This is a genomic window from Alteromonas sp. MB-3u-76 (genome assembly GCF_002831605.1).
GTDB lineage: Bacteria > Pseudomonadota > Gammaproteobacteria > Enterobacterales > Alteromonadaceae > Alteromonas > Alteromonas hispanica.
This window is the reverse complement of the sequence record NZ_CP025115.1, coordinates 563,234-580,592: the sequence shown is the minus strand read 5'-3', so window position 1 is coordinate 580,592 and position 17,359 is coordinate 563,234. Positions and strand designations below refer to the sequence as shown.

Below are 17,359 nucleotides of genomic sequence, written 5' to 3'. Positions count from 1 at the left end.
TCAAATTAGCTACGTCACTTGGTCACGCCCTAAAAAACTAATATTCTCAACTGTAATGTATTTGCCGCTAGTCTTTTTATTAGAGGGTTCATGGCTTATCTTATTGCCTACATTTGTATTTATGAGCTTCATAATGCTAGATAGGCAGAAACATTTTATTAGTTTCAAGCTACGCACCTAACAATCGCATCAACACTCGCTTCGCTCGCGGGGGACAAATACACGTAGGCTTCCCTCGCTTAGCTCGCTATTTTAGCCTACGTATATTTGCCCGTTATGCGGGCCGTTAGTTCCCTTGGGTTAAGTTCTGTGAAAAACAAATTAATCTCTCTTGTAATAGTTATTTCGGTAGCGGTACTAGTAGCCTGGAGCTTACTCAATCGTAATATGCCTTTTGGACAACATGAAACCAACCCTTCTGTCTATGATACAAAAGAACCTAATAACGGAACGAATACTAATGCCCTCACCACGATTGCAGTGAATAACAACAAAGAAACACATACCGAAATATCGGGAATTGAACTTAGACGATGCAGAAATATTCCAAAAACTAAAGATGCACTGGATACGTTTCTTGACCAAGCCCATGCGAATGGCGAGTCCTTCCAATATATCGAAGATGTTTTAAATCGCTTCGAACTCTGTAAACAGTACCCCGATACAAAACAAAATTATATTCAGCTACTAATAAATGATGCAAATAAAGGCTCGATCGCCTCACTAAATGAAATTTGGAAAATTCCAGAAGCAGAGTATTTTGAGATAATGGGTTTTGATTCGCAATCTAGAGAAGACATTATCTTTAATAGAAAAGAATTTGTTATAACGAAATACAGACTTGCTCATAAACTAGCCACATCTGGCAATGAAGAAGCAATTTTGAAGCTTGTTAAATCATATCAGCACTACGATCCGTTAAGTCAGAAACCCAATCATGCTAAGTCTCTTGCGTACGCAAATTTTGGGCTACATATGACTCAAGACAATGACTATTATCTAAAACTAGATTGGTTTAAACAGAGAATTTTGGGCAATTCCAGTCCAGAAGAAGTTGAATCAGCATTTTCAATTACTGAGCAATTATTAATCGAGGCAGATCGTGGCGGGAACTAATCGGGTAGCCGGAGGTATCTAGCCTCCAGCCCCCACAACACCCTGCATGCGGCTCCGCACAGGGCGTTTCATTTAGGATAGTGAAGCGCAACCCATCCATCACGTAGTGAATAAAGCCCTTCGGATTTTAGGTAATCAAGTGATAATGCTTGATTGATCCCCGGAGATTTTGCACTACGCCATGGCCCTTTGCTGGTGATACCACACGCTACCGCAGCTTGAACATGCACGCCCAGTCTCATTAAGTTTCGTACCTTAGTGCGTGGTTTTCGCCACTGACGCCAGTAAGCCATTCTCACTCTGCGCCGGATCCAGTGATCCAGTTCTACGCAGCGCTGATATCCACTGGCGATACCAAAGTAATTTATCCAGCCTCGTAAATACTGACTGAGTTTAAAGAGTTGGTATTGCATCGATACGCCCCAGTTGCGGTTCGTTAATCGTCGAACCTGTTGCTTAAACTTCATCAGGGTCTTCGGATGCCATTGAATGCGGCCTGCCTTGAAGGTGAATCCAAGGAATTTGCTTTCATTGGTTTTAACGACGTGGCTTTTGGTTGTATTAACAACTAACTTCAAGCGGTGGCACAGGAATCTGCTGATACTGTTGAGCACGCGTTCACCCGAACGGGGCGTCTTTACCAGTATGGTAAAATCGTCCGCATATCGTGCAAATTCGTGACCCCGTTTCTCAAGCTCTTTGTCCAATGGGTCTAGCATGATGTTTGCCAACAGCGGCGATAATGGCCCGCCCTGAGGAACACCTTCTCGACTCTCACTATAAAACTGGTTATCCCCTTTGGTTTTGCAGAGAATCCCAGCTCGTAAGTATCGTTTAATCAGTTTAAGCAGTCGCTTATCTTTCACTTTATAGCCAAGGTAGGTCATGAGTAAATCGTGATTAACGCGGTCAAAGAACTTAGACAGATCAACATCTACGGCAAAACGGCGTCCCGTTTTGATAATGCTGTTTACCTGCTTCACTGCTTGCTGCCCATTTCGATGTGGCCTGAACCCAAAACTATTATCTGAGAAGGTTGGGTCGAAAATAGGCGTAAGGACTTGGGCAATCGCTTGTTGGATAACACGGTCAACGATAGTTGGGATCCCTAATTGACGTTTTCCGCCATCAGGTTTGTCAATCTCAACGCGTTTCACCGGTGAAGGTTGGTATTGGCCTGAGCGAAGCTCAGTCATAACACGTTTCCAGTTTCCGGCGTTTGCCCAAGCGGGGAAGTCATCAATGGTCATGCCATCAATGCCAGCGGCCCCTTTGTTGGCTCGAACCTGCTTCCATGCCGACACAAGATTGGAAGGCTGGAGAAAAAGTTCGAGTAGATCTGCGCTAAAGGCTGGCTGCTCATCAGTACGCTGAGTCACGTCACTACCGGACGGCATTCGTGTGTTCAAGTCTGACAAGGCTCCTCCTTTATTCTAAATGTTTCTTGGCGCGTTGTGCAGCAACTTGGCCGTGTCCCAGCCATTACGCTGGGCATTTGGCTACTATGCCGTCTGCTGACTTCTGCTTTATCACCGCCACAGTTACCTGTAACAGCGCTATCGGTTTGCATCGAATTCGCTCGCAGTGGGTGATGCGTTTCCTCTGCGCCAAGGCACTTGTATACCAGAGCCTTACTGGTATTCACCGATCGCTCTTAGAGCAGATCTCCCCAGATAAGAGCATGGACTGTCTCTGCACTGCTGCATCATTTACGGTGGCCGTTAGATCACATGGTTTCGTTGTCTTGTGCCAACTCACCTTCAGCCTACGCCTCATATGATGTTCTTGTCCATCAGCTCGCAGATTTGCTAGCGGCTTCCTCCAGACTATCTCTCACGATTTAGCCCTTGCCATTCGCTAGTAGTTCGCGTTGAATAACAGTGTGTTAAACAACGGTGATCTTCCTACAGAGGACTTTCACCTCATTAGTTCATGCCCATGCTGGGCGTACACAAGAAGCTCCAGCCGATCGCTGACGCGCCGGCTGAGCATGGCGTTACGTACTCTTGAGTAAAAATTAGCCCAACTGACATTTTAACGCTATAATGTTTTAATGTTACATAAATGGAGGCTTATTCATGAGTACTTTATCAAAACGATCTACCGTCTACTTCGAACCAGCAATTCATAATGCTTTGAAACTGCGGGCGGCATCATCAGATACCTCAATATCAGAACTGATTGATGAAGCAGTAAGACTCCTTATGAAAGAAGATCAAGAAGATTTGGCTGCGGTAAGACAAAGGGCCAAAGAGCCCGAAATCTCCTATGAGGACTTGCTAAACACTTTGGAAGCTGATGGAAAAATATAGCGTCACTTTCAAGAAGTCAGTAGCAAAAGATTTTAGGGCAATTCCCAAGTCGGACGTTAAAAAGATCCTCGCCAAAATTGACTTATTAGCTGAAAACCCACGAAGGGATGGAGCAATTAAACTTAGTGGACTCGACTTGTATCGTATCCGACAAGGTCTTTATAGAATAATTTATGAAATCCGAGAAAACGAGCTTGTTGTACAGGTGATAAAAGTCGGGCATCGCTCCGATGTTTATAGACGTACCTAATAACCCAATTAACACACTCACTGCGTTCGCTGGGACGCATACACGCGGCGCGGCTTCGCCATTATGCCCCACATGTCTGCGCCCGTTATTGGAAAGTTAGCTGCCAAAGTGTGAATCAAGCTTATCTAGAAGTTCCAAACCTTTCTTTTTGTCTCCAGTAGCAGCAATCGCCTTAAATCTTACCTCAGTATCAAATTCAGCTATCGCTTGCGTAGACAATTCTTCTATCAATTTATTTAAGCTCAACTTTTTATGCGCAGCCAAAGCCTTCAATCGATTATGCTTATCGTCTGGTAGACGTACAGTTAAAGTGGACATATTAAACTCCTCTCAAATAATCTTCAGGCGCTAACACTTTCAAACCAGCAAATTGTAATTCCGCATTTTTCAGGTCTTTTAGGTTATTCGTAATAATGCTCTCGGCATTTCCTGCCACTGCAAGCTCTATAAGAAAGTTATCGCCTTCATCTTTTAAATTTGGCCGCCACAAATAATGTATCTGAACCCATTCGCAAACACTAAAAAATGCTGCTAGCAACTCGCTCACTTCGCCCTCGGTAAGCGGGCACAATTCTTTAATTTTGTCTCGCTTGCTTACTGCTTCGTACTCCAAGAATAAGGTCGTGCTAATCAGCGGCTTTAAATCCCCCATCAAGCATTGCCTTATCACTTCTCGGGCGGGGCCTGTTTTGCCAATCAGAGCGCTAATAAGTACACTGGTGTCAATAACTACTTTATTCATACTTTATATGCTAGCGTATATGCTATCACTTTTCAATTTGACAATGGCAGCTAACAACCCAATCAACATACTCACTGCGTTCGCTGGAACGCATACACGCGGGGCGGCTTCGCCATTATGCCCCACATGTCTGCGCCCGTTATTGGAAAGTTATCTTCTCGTTGGCATTCCCGCACTTTTCATATAACCTTTCAGCATTCCAACAGTATTAAAAATTGGGCCATATCGCTTTTTCTTTTACAGTAACGAAAATGGTGATCCGGCCCACATTCATATTCAACGCGAAAGAATGCCAGCTAAATTCTGGCTTCGTCCTGTCGCGTTAGCAAGTTCAACTCGCTTTGCTCCAAAAGAACTTAGAACTTTGGGAAAGCTTGTTGTCGAAAATAGAGATGCTTTTTTGGAGGCTTGGAATGGCTACTTTAGCAGTTGAACATCACCCACAAGCTGTGTCGTTGTCTTTCGACGAAAGTTCTTTAATTGTCGAGCTAATCGACGGTAGAACTATTTCTGTTCCTTTATCCTGGTTTCCTAGCCTTTCTCAAGCTAGCTCATCTCAATTGCAGGATTGGGAATTGTTAGGTGATGGTGAAGGTATTCACTGGCCGCAGCTTGATGAGGATCTAAGTGTAACCGGTCTACTTATCGGCAATCGCAGCAGAAGATAACAATCAAATGTTGGGGACACACACGTGGGCTCTGCTTCGCAGTATAGCCCACGTGTTTGTGCCGCCAAATTAGGTGTGTCTAGGCGCCAAAGCGTAATGGATTTACATCCATACTTTTATGAAGAATTCTTATAATCAGAATTTCCTGGCTACCAGTTTGCTTGTAGAAAATAACGTGACTACCTTGCGAAAACTTTCTGTATCCGTCTCTTATTTCGTCGCAGCTTTTACCGATATCAGGATTTTCAGACAACATCCAAAATGAATCGTCGAACTGTTTTAGGTACACATTACGCTGTTCCCGCCCCCATTTCCGTTGCGTAAATAACGCCATATCTTTTAAATCGGATTTTGCGAGTACAGTTAACTTAAATGGTTTCACTCTTTTAATTCACCATCTAGTTCTGATATCAAGTTCTCAAGGTCGTATTCAGCCTCGCCGCTTTCTTCACCTGCTACAAGTAATTGACGCAAAGTGTTTAATTTGGTCTCCTGTGTTTCTAGCAAGCGAAGAGCTGATCGAATTACTTCGCTCGCTGAACCATATCGACCAGTTTGAATTTGGCTAGCAATAAAGCCATCAAAATGGTCACCAAGGGTAATGCTGGTATTTTTAGCCATTTACTTTCTCCAAGTACCAATATATACCTAATTATGGTATTTGCGCACTGTAAGTCAATAGCGCATAACAAACGCATTAACACTCGCTGCGCTCGCTAGGGACAAAAACACGTAGGCTCCCTGCGCTTCGCTTGGTATTGTAGCTTACGTATTTTTGCCTGTTATGCGGGCCGTTATACGCAATTGGTCAGAATAACTTTTTAACGTCGCGGTAAAAGTTTTCATGAGAACCAAGAGCTATTAATTCAAGTATTACAGTGCCGTCCTCGTAGCTGTAACCTAGTAAGGTTAACTGTTTGGCCATCTTGAATTTGTACACGCGAAGAAAGGCTAGGTCGCCTTTTTTCTGCTCACCTAGAAGAGGATCGGCCATTAGTTCCTTAACGGCTTTATCCAAGTCTTTTTTCTGATTCTGATGTAACTTCTTTACTGCTCTCTTAAAATTAGCTGTCTGTAAAACATTGGTAATCTTAGCCAAAATCGTAAGGCTCCAATTTTCCAGCCTCTTTTTCAGCTTTAGAAATAATTGCCTGTTTCACAAATTCGTATGGCAATTCGGGATTATCTTCCATCATTTCACCTATCTTTGCCCAATGCTCAATCTGTTTTGGCATAGTTCGATTTAGTGCTTTGCCCATAATGGTAGCTTTCTCAACTAGATCTTGGTCTAGTCTTACGCTCGCGGTTGCCATAATATGTCTCCTAATAGTTCATTACCACATTGTAGCAATGCGCTACAACTGTGGCAAATTGCATATACCAAACGCATCAACACTCGCTGCGCTCGCTAGGGACAAAAGCACGTAGGCTCCCCGCGCTTCGCTTGGTATTCTAGCCTACGTATTTTTGCCCGTTATGCGGGCGTCTATACGGTTACCAAACATGGAGGTATATCATGAAAAATAAGTTTTTGGTTATTCTGTTTTCTTTTTTATTTACTTTTTGTCTGAAGGGGTTTGCACATGAGAATAGCTCAACAAAAGTAGCCCTTATACTAGGAGATACAATACACGGGACTGATCTGGAAATAGATCAGAGAGCTTTAAAGGGATATAAGCGCTCTTATCCTGATTTATCAGAAACGCAGATAATTGATAAAGTGAGAGCGGACAAATTAACTTCAATAATATGGGAACGAATTTTTCAAAAATTGTCGAATGAACATGATTTAGAACCAACAATCAAAGAAGTAAGAAGTTTTGCTGAATTTATTCGTCGTTCTAGTCCAAAGTCATCACCTGAGGAATTAACTTCGGAAATGGAAGAGGTTTCACTCGAGGTATATAAAAACTTCGTTAGAACTTACAAAATTAGTAAGTATCTGTATGAAACGTATGGAGGCACAGTTATTTTCCAACAGGGAAACCCTCAAGAACCTGTAGGTGCGTATCGCAAACTTTTAGAAGAGTATCAAGCCCAAGGGCATTTTAAAATATATAACCCAAAATATGAAAAAGCTTTTTGGGGGTATTATTTAAGAGAACATCCAATGGTTATTCCAGAAGACAAGGTCGATTTTTCTCAACCATGGTGGGGAAAATCAAAAGTTAATTAGTGTATAAACCGTACACAAGCTGTTTAACAAGGACAAAAAAACGTTGGCTTTTGCTCCTTCGCCGCCATTTAAGCCAACTATTTTTTGCCTGTTAACAGGGCGTTAATTCCAGTGATAGCGAAGTCTATTGCATCTATCAGCAGTGCTCTGGATTGCTCCAACGAACCAATGCGATCGTGGAGCACGTCTTCGGGTATAGAACTAAGTTGTTGTGCTAGAAATAAATATGTTGTGTCCTCGAATTCTATTTCCGGCGTCAGCTTCTTCATGTAGAAACTGTTTTTAGTATTACTAGTTGTTAACGGTACAACCAGCCTTGTTGCCAATTGGTCGATTACAGAATTTTGAACATCAACAAGAAAAGGGTAAGCTTTGCTAGTTTTTTTGCTTGGGTTTCTGTAAAGTAACCGATCATTTTAGACCGTTCTTGACCGCCTGACTAAGATCGAGTTTAGCAACGCTAACCGCAGTTACTATGCCAGCCGGCACCTTGTGATGCGTCTTGCCATTGTTGTTAGCAATGAGCACCGTTTTTCTATTTTTCTTAAGTAACGTGCCGGTGATAGTTTTGCCATCATGAGCATACTGCACTTTCATGCCTGGGCGCAGTTTAGCAAGCGCTTCTCGTAACCGTTCAGCAGGGCCCTATTGACAGCTAAATATATTTATTTTCAGTGATCTCTTGGATCCTATTGATTGATCCCCCCAGTCTGTCAAAGTGACTTCATGCCACGTAAAAAACAGCTATCAAAGCCGCCCGCAGTCGATAACTTAGATGATGCAAAATTGGTTATTCAAGCACTCTGGGACAGGCTAAATGACCTCGAAGACCGACTGAATCAGAACAGTCGTAATTCATCGCGCCCGCCATCTTCTAATGGTCCGAGTGTAGCTTCATCTGCGCCAGCTAAAAAGCCGACGGGCCGTAAGCGCGGTGCGCAATCCGGCCATAAAGGTAGTAAGCGGATGCTGGCCGATACCGTTGATGAGACGCGCACCTATTATCCCGACGATACTTGTGCTTGCGGTGGTGACATTGCTATCAATGATTCCCCTTATCGTCGGCATCAGGTATTTGATATTCCCAGCCAGGCATTCTCTGTAGTCGAACATCAGTTGCATCAGGGCCATTGTTGTCAGTGCAGTAAAACGGTAAAAGCAACGCTACCTGACAACGTGAATCAGGGACAGATGGGCAATAACCTGCTGGCCTATGTGGCAATGCAGTCCGGTCAGTTTCACCAGAGTATCAGTAAAATCCAGCAACAGCTCGAACAGAACTTCGGCTTATCGTTCAGTCGCGGTGCTATCTCTGAAGCGCAGGGCCGGGTTAGTTCAGTGCTGACGCCAGCGTATCAGGATATCAAAGAGATGATGCGCACTGAGGCGGTGGTACACTGCGATGAAACCCGTCATCAGCGTGGCAACGAAAACCGTTGGATGTGGCAGGTCTGCACAGCAGAGTTATCATGCTTCATGACCCACTTCTCACGCGGAGCCTGGGCAGCGAAGAAATTACTGGGCGATAATCCAGAAAACATTGTTGTGACTGACCAGTATGCCGGTTATCACTATATTGATGCTGACCATCGTCAACTATGTTGGGCGCATATCTTAAGAAATATGAATGCGCTGGCGGAAAGCTGGGGCACGAATAAAATCTACGGTACAGTATTGGTCAGGCTCATCCGCCTGTTGTTCCGGCTGCAACACCGGTATGAAAGTAACAAGCTAAGTGAAAAGCGATACCGGGACCGAATGGAAAAGCTACGCATCGCATGGCGACAACAACTCGAACTGGCATCAAGACGTTGTGTGACTCCCCGGTATCAGAACCGGTGTAAACTGCTGCTGAAACACGATGATATGTGCTGGGTATTCCTCAAGAATGAAGGCGTGCCCCTGACCAATAATGAAGCAGAACGCTCATTGCGTAGCTATGTACTGTGGCGAAAAGGCAGCTATGGCGTGTGGTCACATCGGGGCGAACTGTTCAGACAGCGCATCCTGACCATTGTTGAAACCTGCCGAAAACAAAAGTTGAATCCTCTGAAATGGATCCGGGCAATACTTGCTGCGACGCTGAATAAAACCACCTATCCTCTGCTCAAAGACTTTAAAGTTGCCTGTCAATAGGGCCCTGGTGAACGGTTACCTGTTCCAGCTGCAACACCGGTATGAGAGTAACGAACTAAGTGAAAAGCGATACCGGGACCGAATGGAAAAACTGCGTATCGCCTGGCGAGAACAACTTGAACTGGCATCAAGGCGTTGTGTGACTCCCCGGTATCAGAACCGGTGTAAACTGCTGCTGAAACACGATGATATGTGCTGGGTATTCCTCAAGAATGAAGGCGTGCCCCTGACCAATAATGAAGCAGAACGCTCATTGCGTAGCTATGTACTGTGGCGAAAAGGCAGCTATGGCGTGTGGTCACATCGGGGCGAACTGTTCAGACAGCGCATCCTGACCATTGTTGAAACCTGCCGAAAACAAAAGTTGAATCCTCTGAAATGGATCCGGGCAATACTTGCTGCGACGCTGAATAAAACCACCTATCCTCTGCTCAAAGACTTTAAAGTTGCCTGTCAATAGGGCCTTGGTGAACGGTTACGCGCTTCTCTATCTTGTTTTGCTCGTAATTCATCAATGCGGTTAACGACCGCTTCATTGAGTATATACAATTGGTCGAGAGTGAGTTGGCTAATATCGATGGTCGTTTTCGTTTCTTTTTCGGTCATAGCGTCTTCACTTTTCTATGTCTGAGCGCAGGCGTTTATCAGCGAACAGTGCTTTCCAGCGTCTAGGGGTTAAGTCGATGATGTCTTTGGCTGGATGTTGCGATACGCGTTGCAGTACATCGACTAGGTAGTGGTATGGATTGATGTTGTGTAATTTGCAGGTCACGGTGAGTGTATGCAAGGCACCAAGCTGTTTTGCGCCCAACTCACTCCAGCAGAACAAATGGTTCTTCTTACCCATAGGGATAACGCGTAAGGCCCTTTCTAAATGATTAGTGTCGATATTCACTTGTGCGTGCGTCAGGTAAGTCTTTAACTCATGATGACGGTCATAGGCATAAGCTAAGGCTTTGCTTAACGGATCTTTAGGTAATAATTCTGGGCGTTGGCGTTGCTCGTATAGCCAATGAAACAGAGCATTGATGACAGGCTCGCTGTGTTTGAGGCGATATTGCACGGTATCCTCGGCATTAAGCGCGTGTTTTCGTATGTGTGCTTCCACTTTATACAGCTTTTGTATTTCAGCCAAGGCGTATTGTGCCTCTTTAGGATGATAATCCAATGCTTTTTCGAAGTAGCGGCGCGTATGCGCCCAACAGGCTGCATGGGTGATGTGTTGGCCTTGGCTGTTTAGCGTATCAATGATTTGGCTATACACCGCATAACCATCGCTTAGCAAGGTGCCATTAAAGCCAGTGAGTTGCGCAATCGCATGTTGTTTGCCGCGAGAAGATGACCAGGTAAAGGCCACTTCATCTTGCTCACCATAAATGGGCCAGAAGTAGGTTTGTTTCATGGTGTTATGTTTGCGGCGAGTCGAGGCTTGTCGACCCGCCTTCATCGGCGTTTCATCCATGCTGATGTTGCCCCCACTCAGTATATTACTCAGCACTGCTTGTGCGATAGGGATAACTAAATCAATGCTTTGACTGACGTAGTTGATTAAGCTCGCCCGCGATAAAGTCACACCCGATTGCAGCATACGTAAATGCTGTCGGTGAAGGGGTAAATGGAATACGGCTTTATCAACCATGAGGCCCGCTAATAGTGATACATCCGCATACGCCCCTTCTAACACATTATCGGGAGTTGAGGGGGACAACATGTTGCCCGTTTCTTTGCTTTTAAAGACTTTTTTGCGATAAATTAAGACTTGGTAGCTACCTGGCAGTTGCGCTAAGCGATGGGTCTCTTTCGTGCCAATAATTTCATACTTATCAGCATCCTCACCTTCAAGCTCGGGGCAAGGCACATCAATCACTTTTGTGGGCACGTCATCAGTAAAGCGAAGGCCGGTATCATTGACGTTATTGTCATCTTTTTGTTTAGTGGAGCGGGCATAGCCTTTGACGGCTTTTTTAGGTGCTGGCGGTAAATCTTCATTCGTCGCTTGGCCAAACAACTGCGTTTGGTCAGAATTCTCTACTATGTGCTTTTCTGACTTACGCCCAAACAACTGACGCTTAAACCAGTCGACTTGTTGTTGCAACTGCGCGGCGTGTGCTTGTGACTCAGCCAGTTTTGCACACACATTAGCATATTCTTCTTGTGGAATATGAGGTGTGTTTTGTGGCAAATCGGCAGCGCTTTTCATGCGGCTAAGTATAGCAAATTCAGCTACTTAAGTCGCATGTTTTGTTTGCCTTTTTGCCAATAAACACCATCAATCAAACACTGTAACTGCGCGGTGTTCAGGGCGATTTTATGCCCATTACCTGACACTTTACCGAAGGTGCCCCGCTCCAATCTTTTCGACCATAAACAGTAACCGCCTTGATGGTAATACAGCACTTTTATCATGGTGCGTTTGCGGTTCACAAACACAAACCAATCGCCGAGCTGTGCTTGCATCTGCAACTGATTGTTCACCAACGCCGCTAAGCCGTCGAACTGCTTGCGCATATCGGCAATACCAAGATATAACCATATTTTAGCGCTACTTGCTGTTAGCATTAACCATCTCTACTCATGTTCAGCACCACACCGTTTGGTAGCGTTAACTCGATTTGCCATTGGCGCATGGCTGGCCGATGTGAGGTCATGCTGTCAATGGGCAGCCATTGCGGTGATGTCTGCGGCAACGACAAAGCTTGACGTTTTTTGCGTTGCAAATAAAAAGTGGACTGGTTAATGTGGTGCGTGTGGCAAAACTGCGCGATGGTCATATCGCTGGCTTCTTGCGCATCGATAAGTTGCTGCCATTCTTGAGAGCTTCGTCTAGTCATTGATATTTTCTCCTATATTAATCAATGATTAGATTTTAGGGGCTTAGCTTAAGAATAAAAGAGCGGTCTATTTTGACCGCTTACTCTGTAAACATCAAATTGCGCCATTAGAAGTTCCTGTACTCATCACCTATACAACCGTTCTCAGCAACAAACTCGTTGTATGCAGCTATGGCAGCTTTGTTTTCTTTTTTCCATTTCTCTGCTTCAATACTTTTTAGCTTGTCTCTGAGTGCTTGCTCTAATGTCGCAGAAAGGTTAACTTTTAAACTTCGAGCTTTTTGCAATAAGTCGCTATTTAAGCTTAGATTTGTCGCTTTCTTGGGGGCATGGACGTCATATAAATCTTGCATTTTATCACTCCAACTAATCTCACCATTAAGTATACGCATACAAATGCGCATTGCAAAGCATGGTTGGAATATAACAAACGCATTAACACTCGCTGCGCTCGCTAGGGACAAAAACACGTAGGCTCCCTGCGCTTCGCTTAGTATTGTAGCCTACGTACCTTTGCCCGTGATGCGGGTGTTGGTATGACTCCCTCTGTCAACCCTAAACGAGTGCTTTCCTGACACTCTTTCAGCCCATAATTAGTTGTCTTTATCACTCAAAATAAATGAGCTAACGCACCGGATGAGGCAGTAATGTCGTCGGTTATCATGCTGGTATTCGTGGATTATTCATTAATTACAATGAACAGCGCCTACCTTACTCACTCCGCCGTGGTCACCTTCTCATCAGTCTAGGCTCGTGGATCAATAACCGTTAAGTTATCGCCATCATAACGCCCTCGTAGGTTGTGCCACATTCCGCGGCCTGATCCGAATGCGTTAGCTCAAACTCGTTTATCATGCAGGTACTCGGCTCAGTCTTAGTTTTGGATTAACCGGCGTGAGTACCACTTCCTTTGCAATGGCCCATATGTAAGCCGCCATTTCCCTGGCAATCGCCGTAATGATTAAATTGTAGTGTTTACCTTTTTTACTCATACGCTGATAGCGTTTGCACAGACGCAGTTGGGCCTTCCAGGCAATATCGACGATGTCTTTGGGTAAGCCTTCCTGTCTTAACTGTAATTCGGTAGAGACTTTTGCCGGATAACGATAGCTGTGCGCACCTTCAATCAGTAAACGCCGTGCTCGGCCATTCCCCGCTTTAGTAATAGCACCTAAGTGCCGCTTTCCGCCTGATGATTGTTCGCTGGGGACTAAACCTAAATACGCCATGAGTTTTCTTGGATGGTCGAAACGGTGTAAATCACCGAGCTCTGCCACCACACCAACAGCAACGAGCAATCGAACGCCTCGCATCGCCTGAACGGCTTTCACTACGGGATAATAGCGCCATTGGTGCACATGATGGGTTAACTCATTGTCGAGCCTTTCCAGTCGCCGGATACGTTCCTCAATGGTTTGCAGTTGTTCCTGCAAGACAATTTGCTGGGCTGGGTGAGGCAATATCAGTTCGGTGAGCCAGCGAAGGTGTTTCTTCGACCAGTTGGCAGTGCCTTCATAACGTATGTTGTTGCGAAGTAATAAGGCTTTGAGTTGATACTTGGCTTCTTTTAAATCCTTCATTGCCGCTTCACGAGCACGTGATAAATCACGAACCGCTTCATCTTCTGGCTCAGGCACATAGATAGGCGTGAGATCTTCGGACTTTAATGATTTAACGAGTTTAAGCGCGTCTCGGCGGTCGGTTTTAATTCGCTCTCCAGGCTTTTTAGGGATAAGAGATGGCGCCACGACGTAGCAACAATGTCCCAAGCTCGTAATCAGCCGATAAATCCAATAACCACACGGTCCAGCTTCATATACAACGTGAAGTGTTGCGCCAGGATACTTCGATTCAAATTGGCGAATTAGCTTTTTGACACTGACCTTAGACGAGGGAATACGCCCATAATGAACAGGCACAGCCCCACGCTGTTCTTCACAATAAGCTACCTCATGAAACTCTTTATGCGTATCCAACCCGATAAAAATCATGCTATGTTTGTTCATGCTAGCCTCCAAATGATTTAGTCTTAAGCAAACTAATTATGGCACTGGCTGAAAAGTTAACCCACGAAAATGCGGAGGCTAGCATTTCACAGGGAGTCATTGTGTCTGGTTGCCCACAGAAAATTTTGGTTTTGGTGTAAAACTCGAAGAATGTGAATGACTTGGCATATGTTTGTTGATTGAAAAAAGTGCTCACAAATCGATTTAAACGCCTACTAATGCGCAGGTCGATTAAGACGCTTCATAACAAGGAAAAACTGTGAAAATTTACGGAGATATTCAATCTGGAAACTGCTACAAAATCAAATTGCTATGCTCATTACTAGCAATCGAGCACGAATGGATTCATATCGACATAATAGACGGTGATACATCGAATACGGAGTTTTTAGAGAAGAACCCTAATGGAAAAATTCCTCTCCTTGAGTTAGACAATGGCAAATGCCTGTCAGAATCCAATGCTATATTAAATTATCTGGCAGCGGGTAGTGAGCTGCTTCCAACAGATACTTTTGAGCTTGCAAAAGTACAGCAGTGGCAGTTTTTCGAGCAATACAGTCACGAACCATATATAGCGGTTGCGCGCTTTATCGCCAAGTACCTTGGCTTGCCCAAAGAGCGTAAAGAAGAATATGACGCTAAACAGGCTGGAGGGCATAAAGCACTGGCAGTGATGGAGCAACAACTTTCAACTACGCCATATCTAGCAGGTGAGTTGCTAACTACAGCAGATATAAGTTTATACGGTTACACTCATGTTGCACATGAAGGTGGCTTTAATCTAAAAGAGTATCCGTCAGTCTTAGCATGGATTAACAGAATACAAAAAAATCAGCATTACATTGGAATGCTATAATATTTGGCGTTGAAAAAGTTGCTGCACAAAAAAAACAGCTTATTGGCTCTCGCCCTTTTCGAGCGAGTATAACGTCACATACTCACCAGCATCGCAGACGAATTATGTCAGTCAGAATAGTAGCTGTATGCAAGCCAAAGGACGGAAAACAAGCTGAACGTGAAGCCCTTGTAGAATCACATCTTCCGACTCTTAGCGCCGAAAGTTTGGTTAACCGTTAGGCTAATTCGATGAGTATTGGCCCTTAACTCCTAAACAAAATAAAAGGATTTTTACATTGAAATTTCTATGGTTAATAACTTTATCCATCCCTTTTCTTTTCAGTTGTGTTGTTGTTCCTTAAACAGATACCTCAAACGTAACTAGATGTGAAATTTCATCAGATCGAAAAACGCTCAAAATGATTAACGGGTTTGAAGATACCAACACTTTTTATTCTATTAGTGGACTAGTACTCATTCCGCTATCTGGTATTGTTTCTGGTACCTATGTGGCGATAAACAATGTGTACCACCTAGGTGAAGAAAAAATTGTTTGTGGCGCTAATGATGGTAAGAATGAAGAAACGCGGTAACAATGAAAGTAAGCTCGCGTTATAGCTTACTTCCAATTTTAGGGTTTTCGATATGTTTGGCGCATTTTCTAAGAATATTGCTGGTAGCGTAAGTGCAGAGTTACGGCTTTCTAAAGAAAGAGAAAAAGATGGGCTTATTTCTCACTCTTTTCGTCATTTAGAAAATGCTCATGTGCTGGGTCAAGAGTCTACAAAGTGGCATGTAAAAGTGCACTTTTTAATGCTGCTATGGGCTATTCGGCAAAGGAATACTAAAGAGTGTTTAGGCCAAGTTCTTCGTATTATTGGTGCTTTTAGCAAAACGGCCATTGGGCTGATTCCTCATGGTAATACAGGTGGGTCGAACATTAGCCCATTTAAAACGCTTCCAATAAAAGCCGAGCACCAAATGCTTATCAATAATGCCAAACGCGCCGAAACCTAGAGAGCTATTCCATCTAAAAGCAAATTGCTGCGAGTTAACACCATGTATTTTTTATTAACCTACGAAGTAACTTCTAACTACGAACAAGCACGAGCCCCCTATCGTGAACAACATTTAGCACTGGCGAAGGCCGCTGCTGATGCTGGCGAGCTGTGTTTGGGCGGTGCTGTTGCTGACCCTGCAGACTCGGCAATATTAGTGTTTAAAGGGAGTTCAAAAGACGTAGCCGAGAAATTCGCACTCAACGATCCCTACGTTATCAATGGCGTAGTGACAAGGTGGGCGGTAAGGCAATGGAATGTAGTTATCGGCGCTTATACAGACATAACAACATCGCCATGAAGATAGTTTTAGTGCGACACGGAAGGCCAGCAAACTCTCAAAACCTTCGTTTAAACAGTGCCGGCTTCGCCAACTGGGTTAAAAATTACAATCATTCGTTGGTCGCCTCCGATAGTCGGCCTGCGTTTTCATTTAATGATATGTTTACCAACTACTATATTGTATCGAGCGACTTGCCTCGCGCCATACATAGCTGCAAAATTGCATTTAATAGGCCACCCGCAGTCACCTCCGCTTTGTTTCGTGAAATGGATATTCCACGCTTTAAACTGCCATTCACGTTAAACGCATGGACTTGGGTTTATTTAAATCGTGCGCTGTGGACCATAGGAAAGTCTGGCCCTTTTGAATCTTATACCAAGGCAAAAAGTCGAGCAGAAAGCGCCGCTGTCACACTCATTGATATTGCAAAAAAAGAAAGCAACGTTATTGTTTTTGCTCATGGCTATCTTAATTTGCACATGCGAAAGCATTTTCGGGCCTACGGGCTTAAACAGACAAGCAAATCTAGTGCATATTGGGGCGTAACCATGTTTGAAAGCTAACTTTCAGGTCATTTTACGGAAAGGGCTGAAATACTCGGTTACGTTTTTGAAGCCGTAGTTCTTGCAAAGAGCACTGTATTAAACCCATACTAAGTTTTTATTATACTCAATCTCTTGAATAATCCTTGGAGGGTGTTAATGCCAAAACTTCTCCGTATTACTTTATCGTTTTTGCTGCTATTTGCTGCGCTAGCGTCATATAGCGCAGGCTTTGATAGCGGGCTTTTTATTTTTATTCTACTGGGCTTTTTGTTAGAGGCCGGTTTTTGGTTCGGACTCTTTTCTATTAAGCGAACCAAAACAAAACAATCGGATTGATTCACACTGCCAAACTGTTGAAAAAACAACCAGCCCGTTTTATTCTCTTTAAAACGGGCGAAC

At 44.1% G+C, this 17,359-nt stretch carries 27 protein-coding genes and 2 pseudogenes; 14 read left to right on the top strand and 15 right to left on the bottom strand.

Annotation, left to right across the window (positions count from 1 at the left end):
* The first annotated feature begins 309 nt into the window (after window positions 1–309).
* A complete protein-coding gene (locus tag CW735_RS02565; protein WP_100970867.1) occupies window positions 310–1,116 on the top strand; it encodes a hypothetical protein in 807 nt (268 codons plus the stop codon).
* Window positions 1,117–1,184: 68 nt separating this feature from the next.
* On the opposite strand, the gene ltrA is transcribed toward CW735_RS02565, so the two are convergent.
* Window positions 1,185–2,534, bottom strand: a complete 1,350-nt coding sequence (gene ltrA, locus CW735_RS02560; protein WP_100970866.1) for a group II intron reverse transcriptase/maturase — start codon at window positions 2,532–2,534, stop codon at window positions 1,185–1,187.
* 660 nt (window positions 2,535–3,194) lie between these two features.
* Between ltrA and CW735_RS02555 the strand changes: the two genes are divergently transcribed.
* On the top strand, window positions 3,195–3,428 hold the full coding sequence (locus CW735_RS02555; protein WP_012517122.1) for a ribbon-helix-helix domain-containing protein: 234 nt from the start codon (window positions 3,195–3,197) through the stop codon (window positions 3,426–3,428).
* On the top strand, window positions 3,415–3,678 hold the full coding sequence (locus tag CW735_RS02550; RefSeq protein WP_071978557.1) for a type II toxin-antitoxin system RelE family toxin: 264 nt from the start codon (window positions 3,415–3,417) through the stop codon (window positions 3,676–3,678). Before CW735_RS02555 ends, CW735_RS02550 begins: the two co-directional genes overlap by 14 nt.
* Window positions 3,679–3,774: 96 nt before the next feature.
* On the opposite strand, the gene CW735_RS02545 is transcribed toward CW735_RS02550, so the two are convergent.
* Together CW735_RS02545 and CW735_RS02540 are read right to left on the bottom strand one after the other, a co-directional pair.
* Complete coding sequence (locus CW735_RS02545; RefSeq protein WP_012517112.1) at window positions 3,775–3,996, bottom strand: toxin-antitoxin system HicB family antitoxin; 222 nt, start codon at window positions 3,994–3,996, stop codon at window positions 3,775–3,777.
* Between the two features lies 1 nt (window position 3,997).
* A complete protein-coding gene (locus CW735_RS02540; RefSeq protein ID WP_071978556.1) occupies window positions 3,998–4,420 on the bottom strand; it encodes a putative toxin-antitoxin system toxin component, PIN family in 423 nt (140 codons plus the stop codon).
* 196 nt (window positions 4,421–4,616) lie between these two features.
* Between CW735_RS02540 and CW735_RS02535 the strand changes: the two genes are divergently transcribed.
* Both CW735_RS02535 and CW735_RS02530 read left to right on the top strand, forming a co-directional pair.
* Complete coding sequence (locus CW735_RS02535) at window positions 4,617–4,853, top strand: DUF4160 domain-containing protein (protein ID WP_071978555.1); 237 nt, start codon at window positions 4,617–4,619, stop codon at window positions 4,851–4,853.
* Window positions 4,834–5,088 carry a DUF2442 domain-containing protein gene (locus CW735_RS02530; protein ID WP_071978554.1) on the top strand — a complete coding sequence of 85 codons (255 nt, stop codon included), beginning with the start codon at window positions 4,834–4,836 and terminating at the stop codon, window positions 5,086–5,088. The genes CW735_RS02535 and CW735_RS02530 overlap by 20 nt, the downstream gene beginning before the upstream one ends.
* Before the next feature lie 79 nt (window positions 5,089–5,167).
* Here the strand turns inward: CW735_RS02530 and CW735_RS02525 are convergent, their stop codons facing one another.
* The 4 genes from CW735_RS02525 to CW735_RS02510 all read right to left on the bottom strand — a co-directional run bounded on the left by CW735_RS02525 (window position 5,168) and on the right by CW735_RS02510 (window position 6,401).
* Entirely contained in the window at window positions 5,168–5,470 is a 303-nt protein-coding gene (locus CW735_RS02525) for a type II toxin-antitoxin system RelE/ParE family toxin (protein ID WP_071978553.1), read from the bottom strand.
* Window positions 5,467–5,709 carry a type II toxin-antitoxin system ParD family antitoxin gene (locus tag CW735_RS02520; protein ID WP_020745298.1) on the bottom strand — a complete coding sequence of 81 codons (243 nt, stop codon included), beginning with the start codon at window positions 5,707–5,709 and terminating at the stop codon, window positions 5,467–5,469. Before CW735_RS02520 ends, CW735_RS02525 begins: the two co-directional genes overlap by 4 nt.
* Before the next feature lie 187 nt (window positions 5,710–5,896).
* The gene (locus tag CW735_RS02515; protein ID WP_071978552.1) at window positions 5,897–6,187 is read right to left on the bottom strand and encodes a type II toxin-antitoxin system RelE/ParE family toxin; all 291 of its coding nucleotides are present in this window, start codon (window positions 6,185–6,187) and stop codon (window positions 5,897–5,899) included.
* Window positions 6,180–6,401, bottom strand: a complete 222-nt coding sequence (locus tag CW735_RS02510; RefSeq protein WP_071978551.1) for a TA system antitoxin ParD family protein — start codon at window positions 6,399–6,401, stop codon at window positions 6,180–6,182. Before CW735_RS02510 ends, CW735_RS02515 begins: the two co-directional genes overlap by 8 nt.
* 203 nt (window positions 6,402–6,604) lie before the next feature.
* On the opposite strand from CW735_RS02510, the gene CW735_RS02505 reads away from it, so the two are divergent.
* A complete protein-coding gene (locus CW735_RS02505) occupies window positions 6,605–7,264 on the top strand; it encodes a hypothetical protein (protein WP_071978550.1) in 660 nt (219 codons plus the stop codon).
* Between the two features lie 77 nt (window positions 7,265–7,341).
* Here CW735_RS02505 and CW735_RS02500 read toward each other — a convergent pair.
* Together CW735_RS02500 and CW735_RS02495 are read right to left on the bottom strand one after the other, a co-directional pair.
* A pseudogene (locus CW735_RS02500) lies at window positions 7,342–7,608 on the bottom strand (CcdB family protein); the annotation flags it as partial.
* A gap of 67 nt (window positions 7,609–7,675) precedes the next feature.
* Window positions 7,676–7,855 (bottom strand): hypothetical protein, encoded by a 180-nt coding sequence (locus CW735_RS02495; RefSeq protein WP_157812637.1) that lies wholly within the window; start codon window positions 7,853–7,855, stop codon window positions 7,676–7,678.
* A gap of 135 nt (window positions 7,856–7,990) precedes the next feature.
* On the opposite strand from CW735_RS02495, the gene tnpC (CW735_RS02490) reads away from it, so the two are divergent.
* Together tnpC (CW735_RS02490) and CW735_RS02485 are read left to right on the top strand one after the other, a co-directional pair.
* On the top strand, window positions 7,991–9,400 hold the full coding sequence (tnpC, locus tag CW735_RS02490; protein WP_100970864.1) for an IS66 family transposase: 1,410 nt from the start codon (window positions 7,991–7,993) through the stop codon (window positions 9,398–9,400).
* A 19-nt stretch (window positions 9,401–9,419) separates the two neighbouring features.
* A pseudogene (locus CW735_RS02485) lies at window positions 9,420–9,860 on the top strand (IS66 family transposase); the annotation flags it as partial.
* On the opposite strand, the gene CW735_RS19480 reads toward CW735_RS02485, so the two are convergent.
* From CW735_RS19480 to CW735_RS02460, 6 genes are all read right to left on the bottom strand, one after another.
* The gene (locus tag CW735_RS19480; protein WP_157812636.1) at window positions 9,854–10,006 is read right to left on the bottom strand and encodes a hypothetical protein; all 153 of its coding nucleotides are present in this window, start codon (window positions 10,004–10,006) and stop codon (window positions 9,854–9,856) included. The pseudogene CW735_RS02485 and the gene CW735_RS19480 sit on opposite strands and share 7 nt — an antisense overlap.
* A 7-nt stretch (window positions 10,007–10,013) precedes the next feature.
* On the bottom strand, window positions 10,014–11,600 hold the full coding sequence (gene tnpC / locus CW735_RS02480; protein ID WP_198520977.1) for an IS66 family transposase: 1,587 nt from the start codon (window positions 11,598–11,600) through the stop codon (window positions 10,014–10,016).
* Between the two features lie 23 nt (window positions 11,601–11,623).
* Entirely contained in the window at window positions 11,624–11,959 is a 336-nt protein-coding gene (gene tnpB / locus CW735_RS02475; RefSeq protein WP_100970759.1) for an IS66 family insertion sequence element accessory protein TnpB, read from the bottom strand.
* On the bottom strand, window positions 11,959–12,231 hold the full coding sequence (gene tnpA, locus CW735_RS02470) for an IS66 family insertion sequence element accessory protein TnpA (protein WP_100970758.1): 273 nt from the start codon (window positions 12,229–12,231) through the stop codon (window positions 11,959–11,961). The genes tnpB and tnpA overlap by 1 nt, the downstream gene beginning before the upstream one ends.
* Before the next feature lie 107 nt (window positions 12,232–12,338).
* Complete coding sequence (locus CW735_RS02465) at window positions 12,339–12,584, bottom strand: type II toxin-antitoxin system CcdA family antitoxin (RefSeq protein ID WP_071817742.1); 246 nt, start codon at window positions 12,582–12,584, stop codon at window positions 12,339–12,341.
* A gap of 498 nt (window positions 12,585–13,082) precedes the next feature.
* On the bottom strand, window positions 13,083–14,237 hold the full coding sequence (locus CW735_RS02460) for an IS110 family transposase (protein WP_100970863.1): 1,155 nt from the start codon (window positions 14,235–14,237) through the stop codon (window positions 13,083–13,085).
* Window positions 14,238–14,496: 259 nt separating this feature from the next.
* On the opposite strand from CW735_RS02460, the gene CW735_RS02455 reads away from it, so the two are divergent.
* The 6 genes from CW735_RS02455 (at window position 14,497) to CW735_RS02430 (ending at window position 17,296) form a co-directional block, all read left to right on the top strand.
* Entirely contained in the window at window positions 14,497–15,093 is a 597-nt protein-coding gene (locus CW735_RS02455; protein ID WP_071978547.1) for a glutathione S-transferase family protein, read from the top strand.
* 400 nt (window positions 15,094–15,493) lie between these two features.
* On the top strand, window positions 15,494–15,667 hold the full coding sequence (locus tag CW735_RS19810; protein WP_232230558.1) for a hypothetical protein: 174 nt from the start codon (window positions 15,494–15,496) through the stop codon (window positions 15,665–15,667).
* 52 nt (window positions 15,668–15,719) lie between these two features.
* A complete protein-coding gene (locus tag CW735_RS02445; RefSeq protein WP_071978546.1) occupies window positions 15,720–16,091 on the top strand; it encodes a DUF3703 domain-containing protein in 372 nt (123 codons plus the stop codon).
* Window positions 16,092–16,133: 42 nt separating this feature from the next.
* Window positions 16,134–16,433 carry a YciI-like protein gene (locus CW735_RS02440; protein WP_071978545.1) on the top strand — a complete coding sequence of 100 codons (300 nt, stop codon included), beginning with the start codon at window positions 16,134–16,136 and terminating at the stop codon, window positions 16,431–16,433.
* On the top strand, window positions 16,430–16,978 hold the full coding sequence (locus CW735_RS02435) for a histidine phosphatase family protein (RefSeq protein ID WP_071978544.1): 549 nt from the start codon (window positions 16,430–16,432) through the stop codon (window positions 16,976–16,978). The genes CW735_RS02440 and CW735_RS02435 overlap by 4 nt, the downstream gene beginning before the upstream one ends.
* Window positions 16,979–17,116: 138 nt before the next feature.
* Entirely contained in the window at window positions 17,117–17,296 is a 180-nt protein-coding gene (locus CW735_RS02430; RefSeq protein WP_071978543.1) for a hypothetical protein, read from the top strand.
* The last annotated feature ends 63 nt before the right edge of the window (window positions 17,297–17,359 follow it).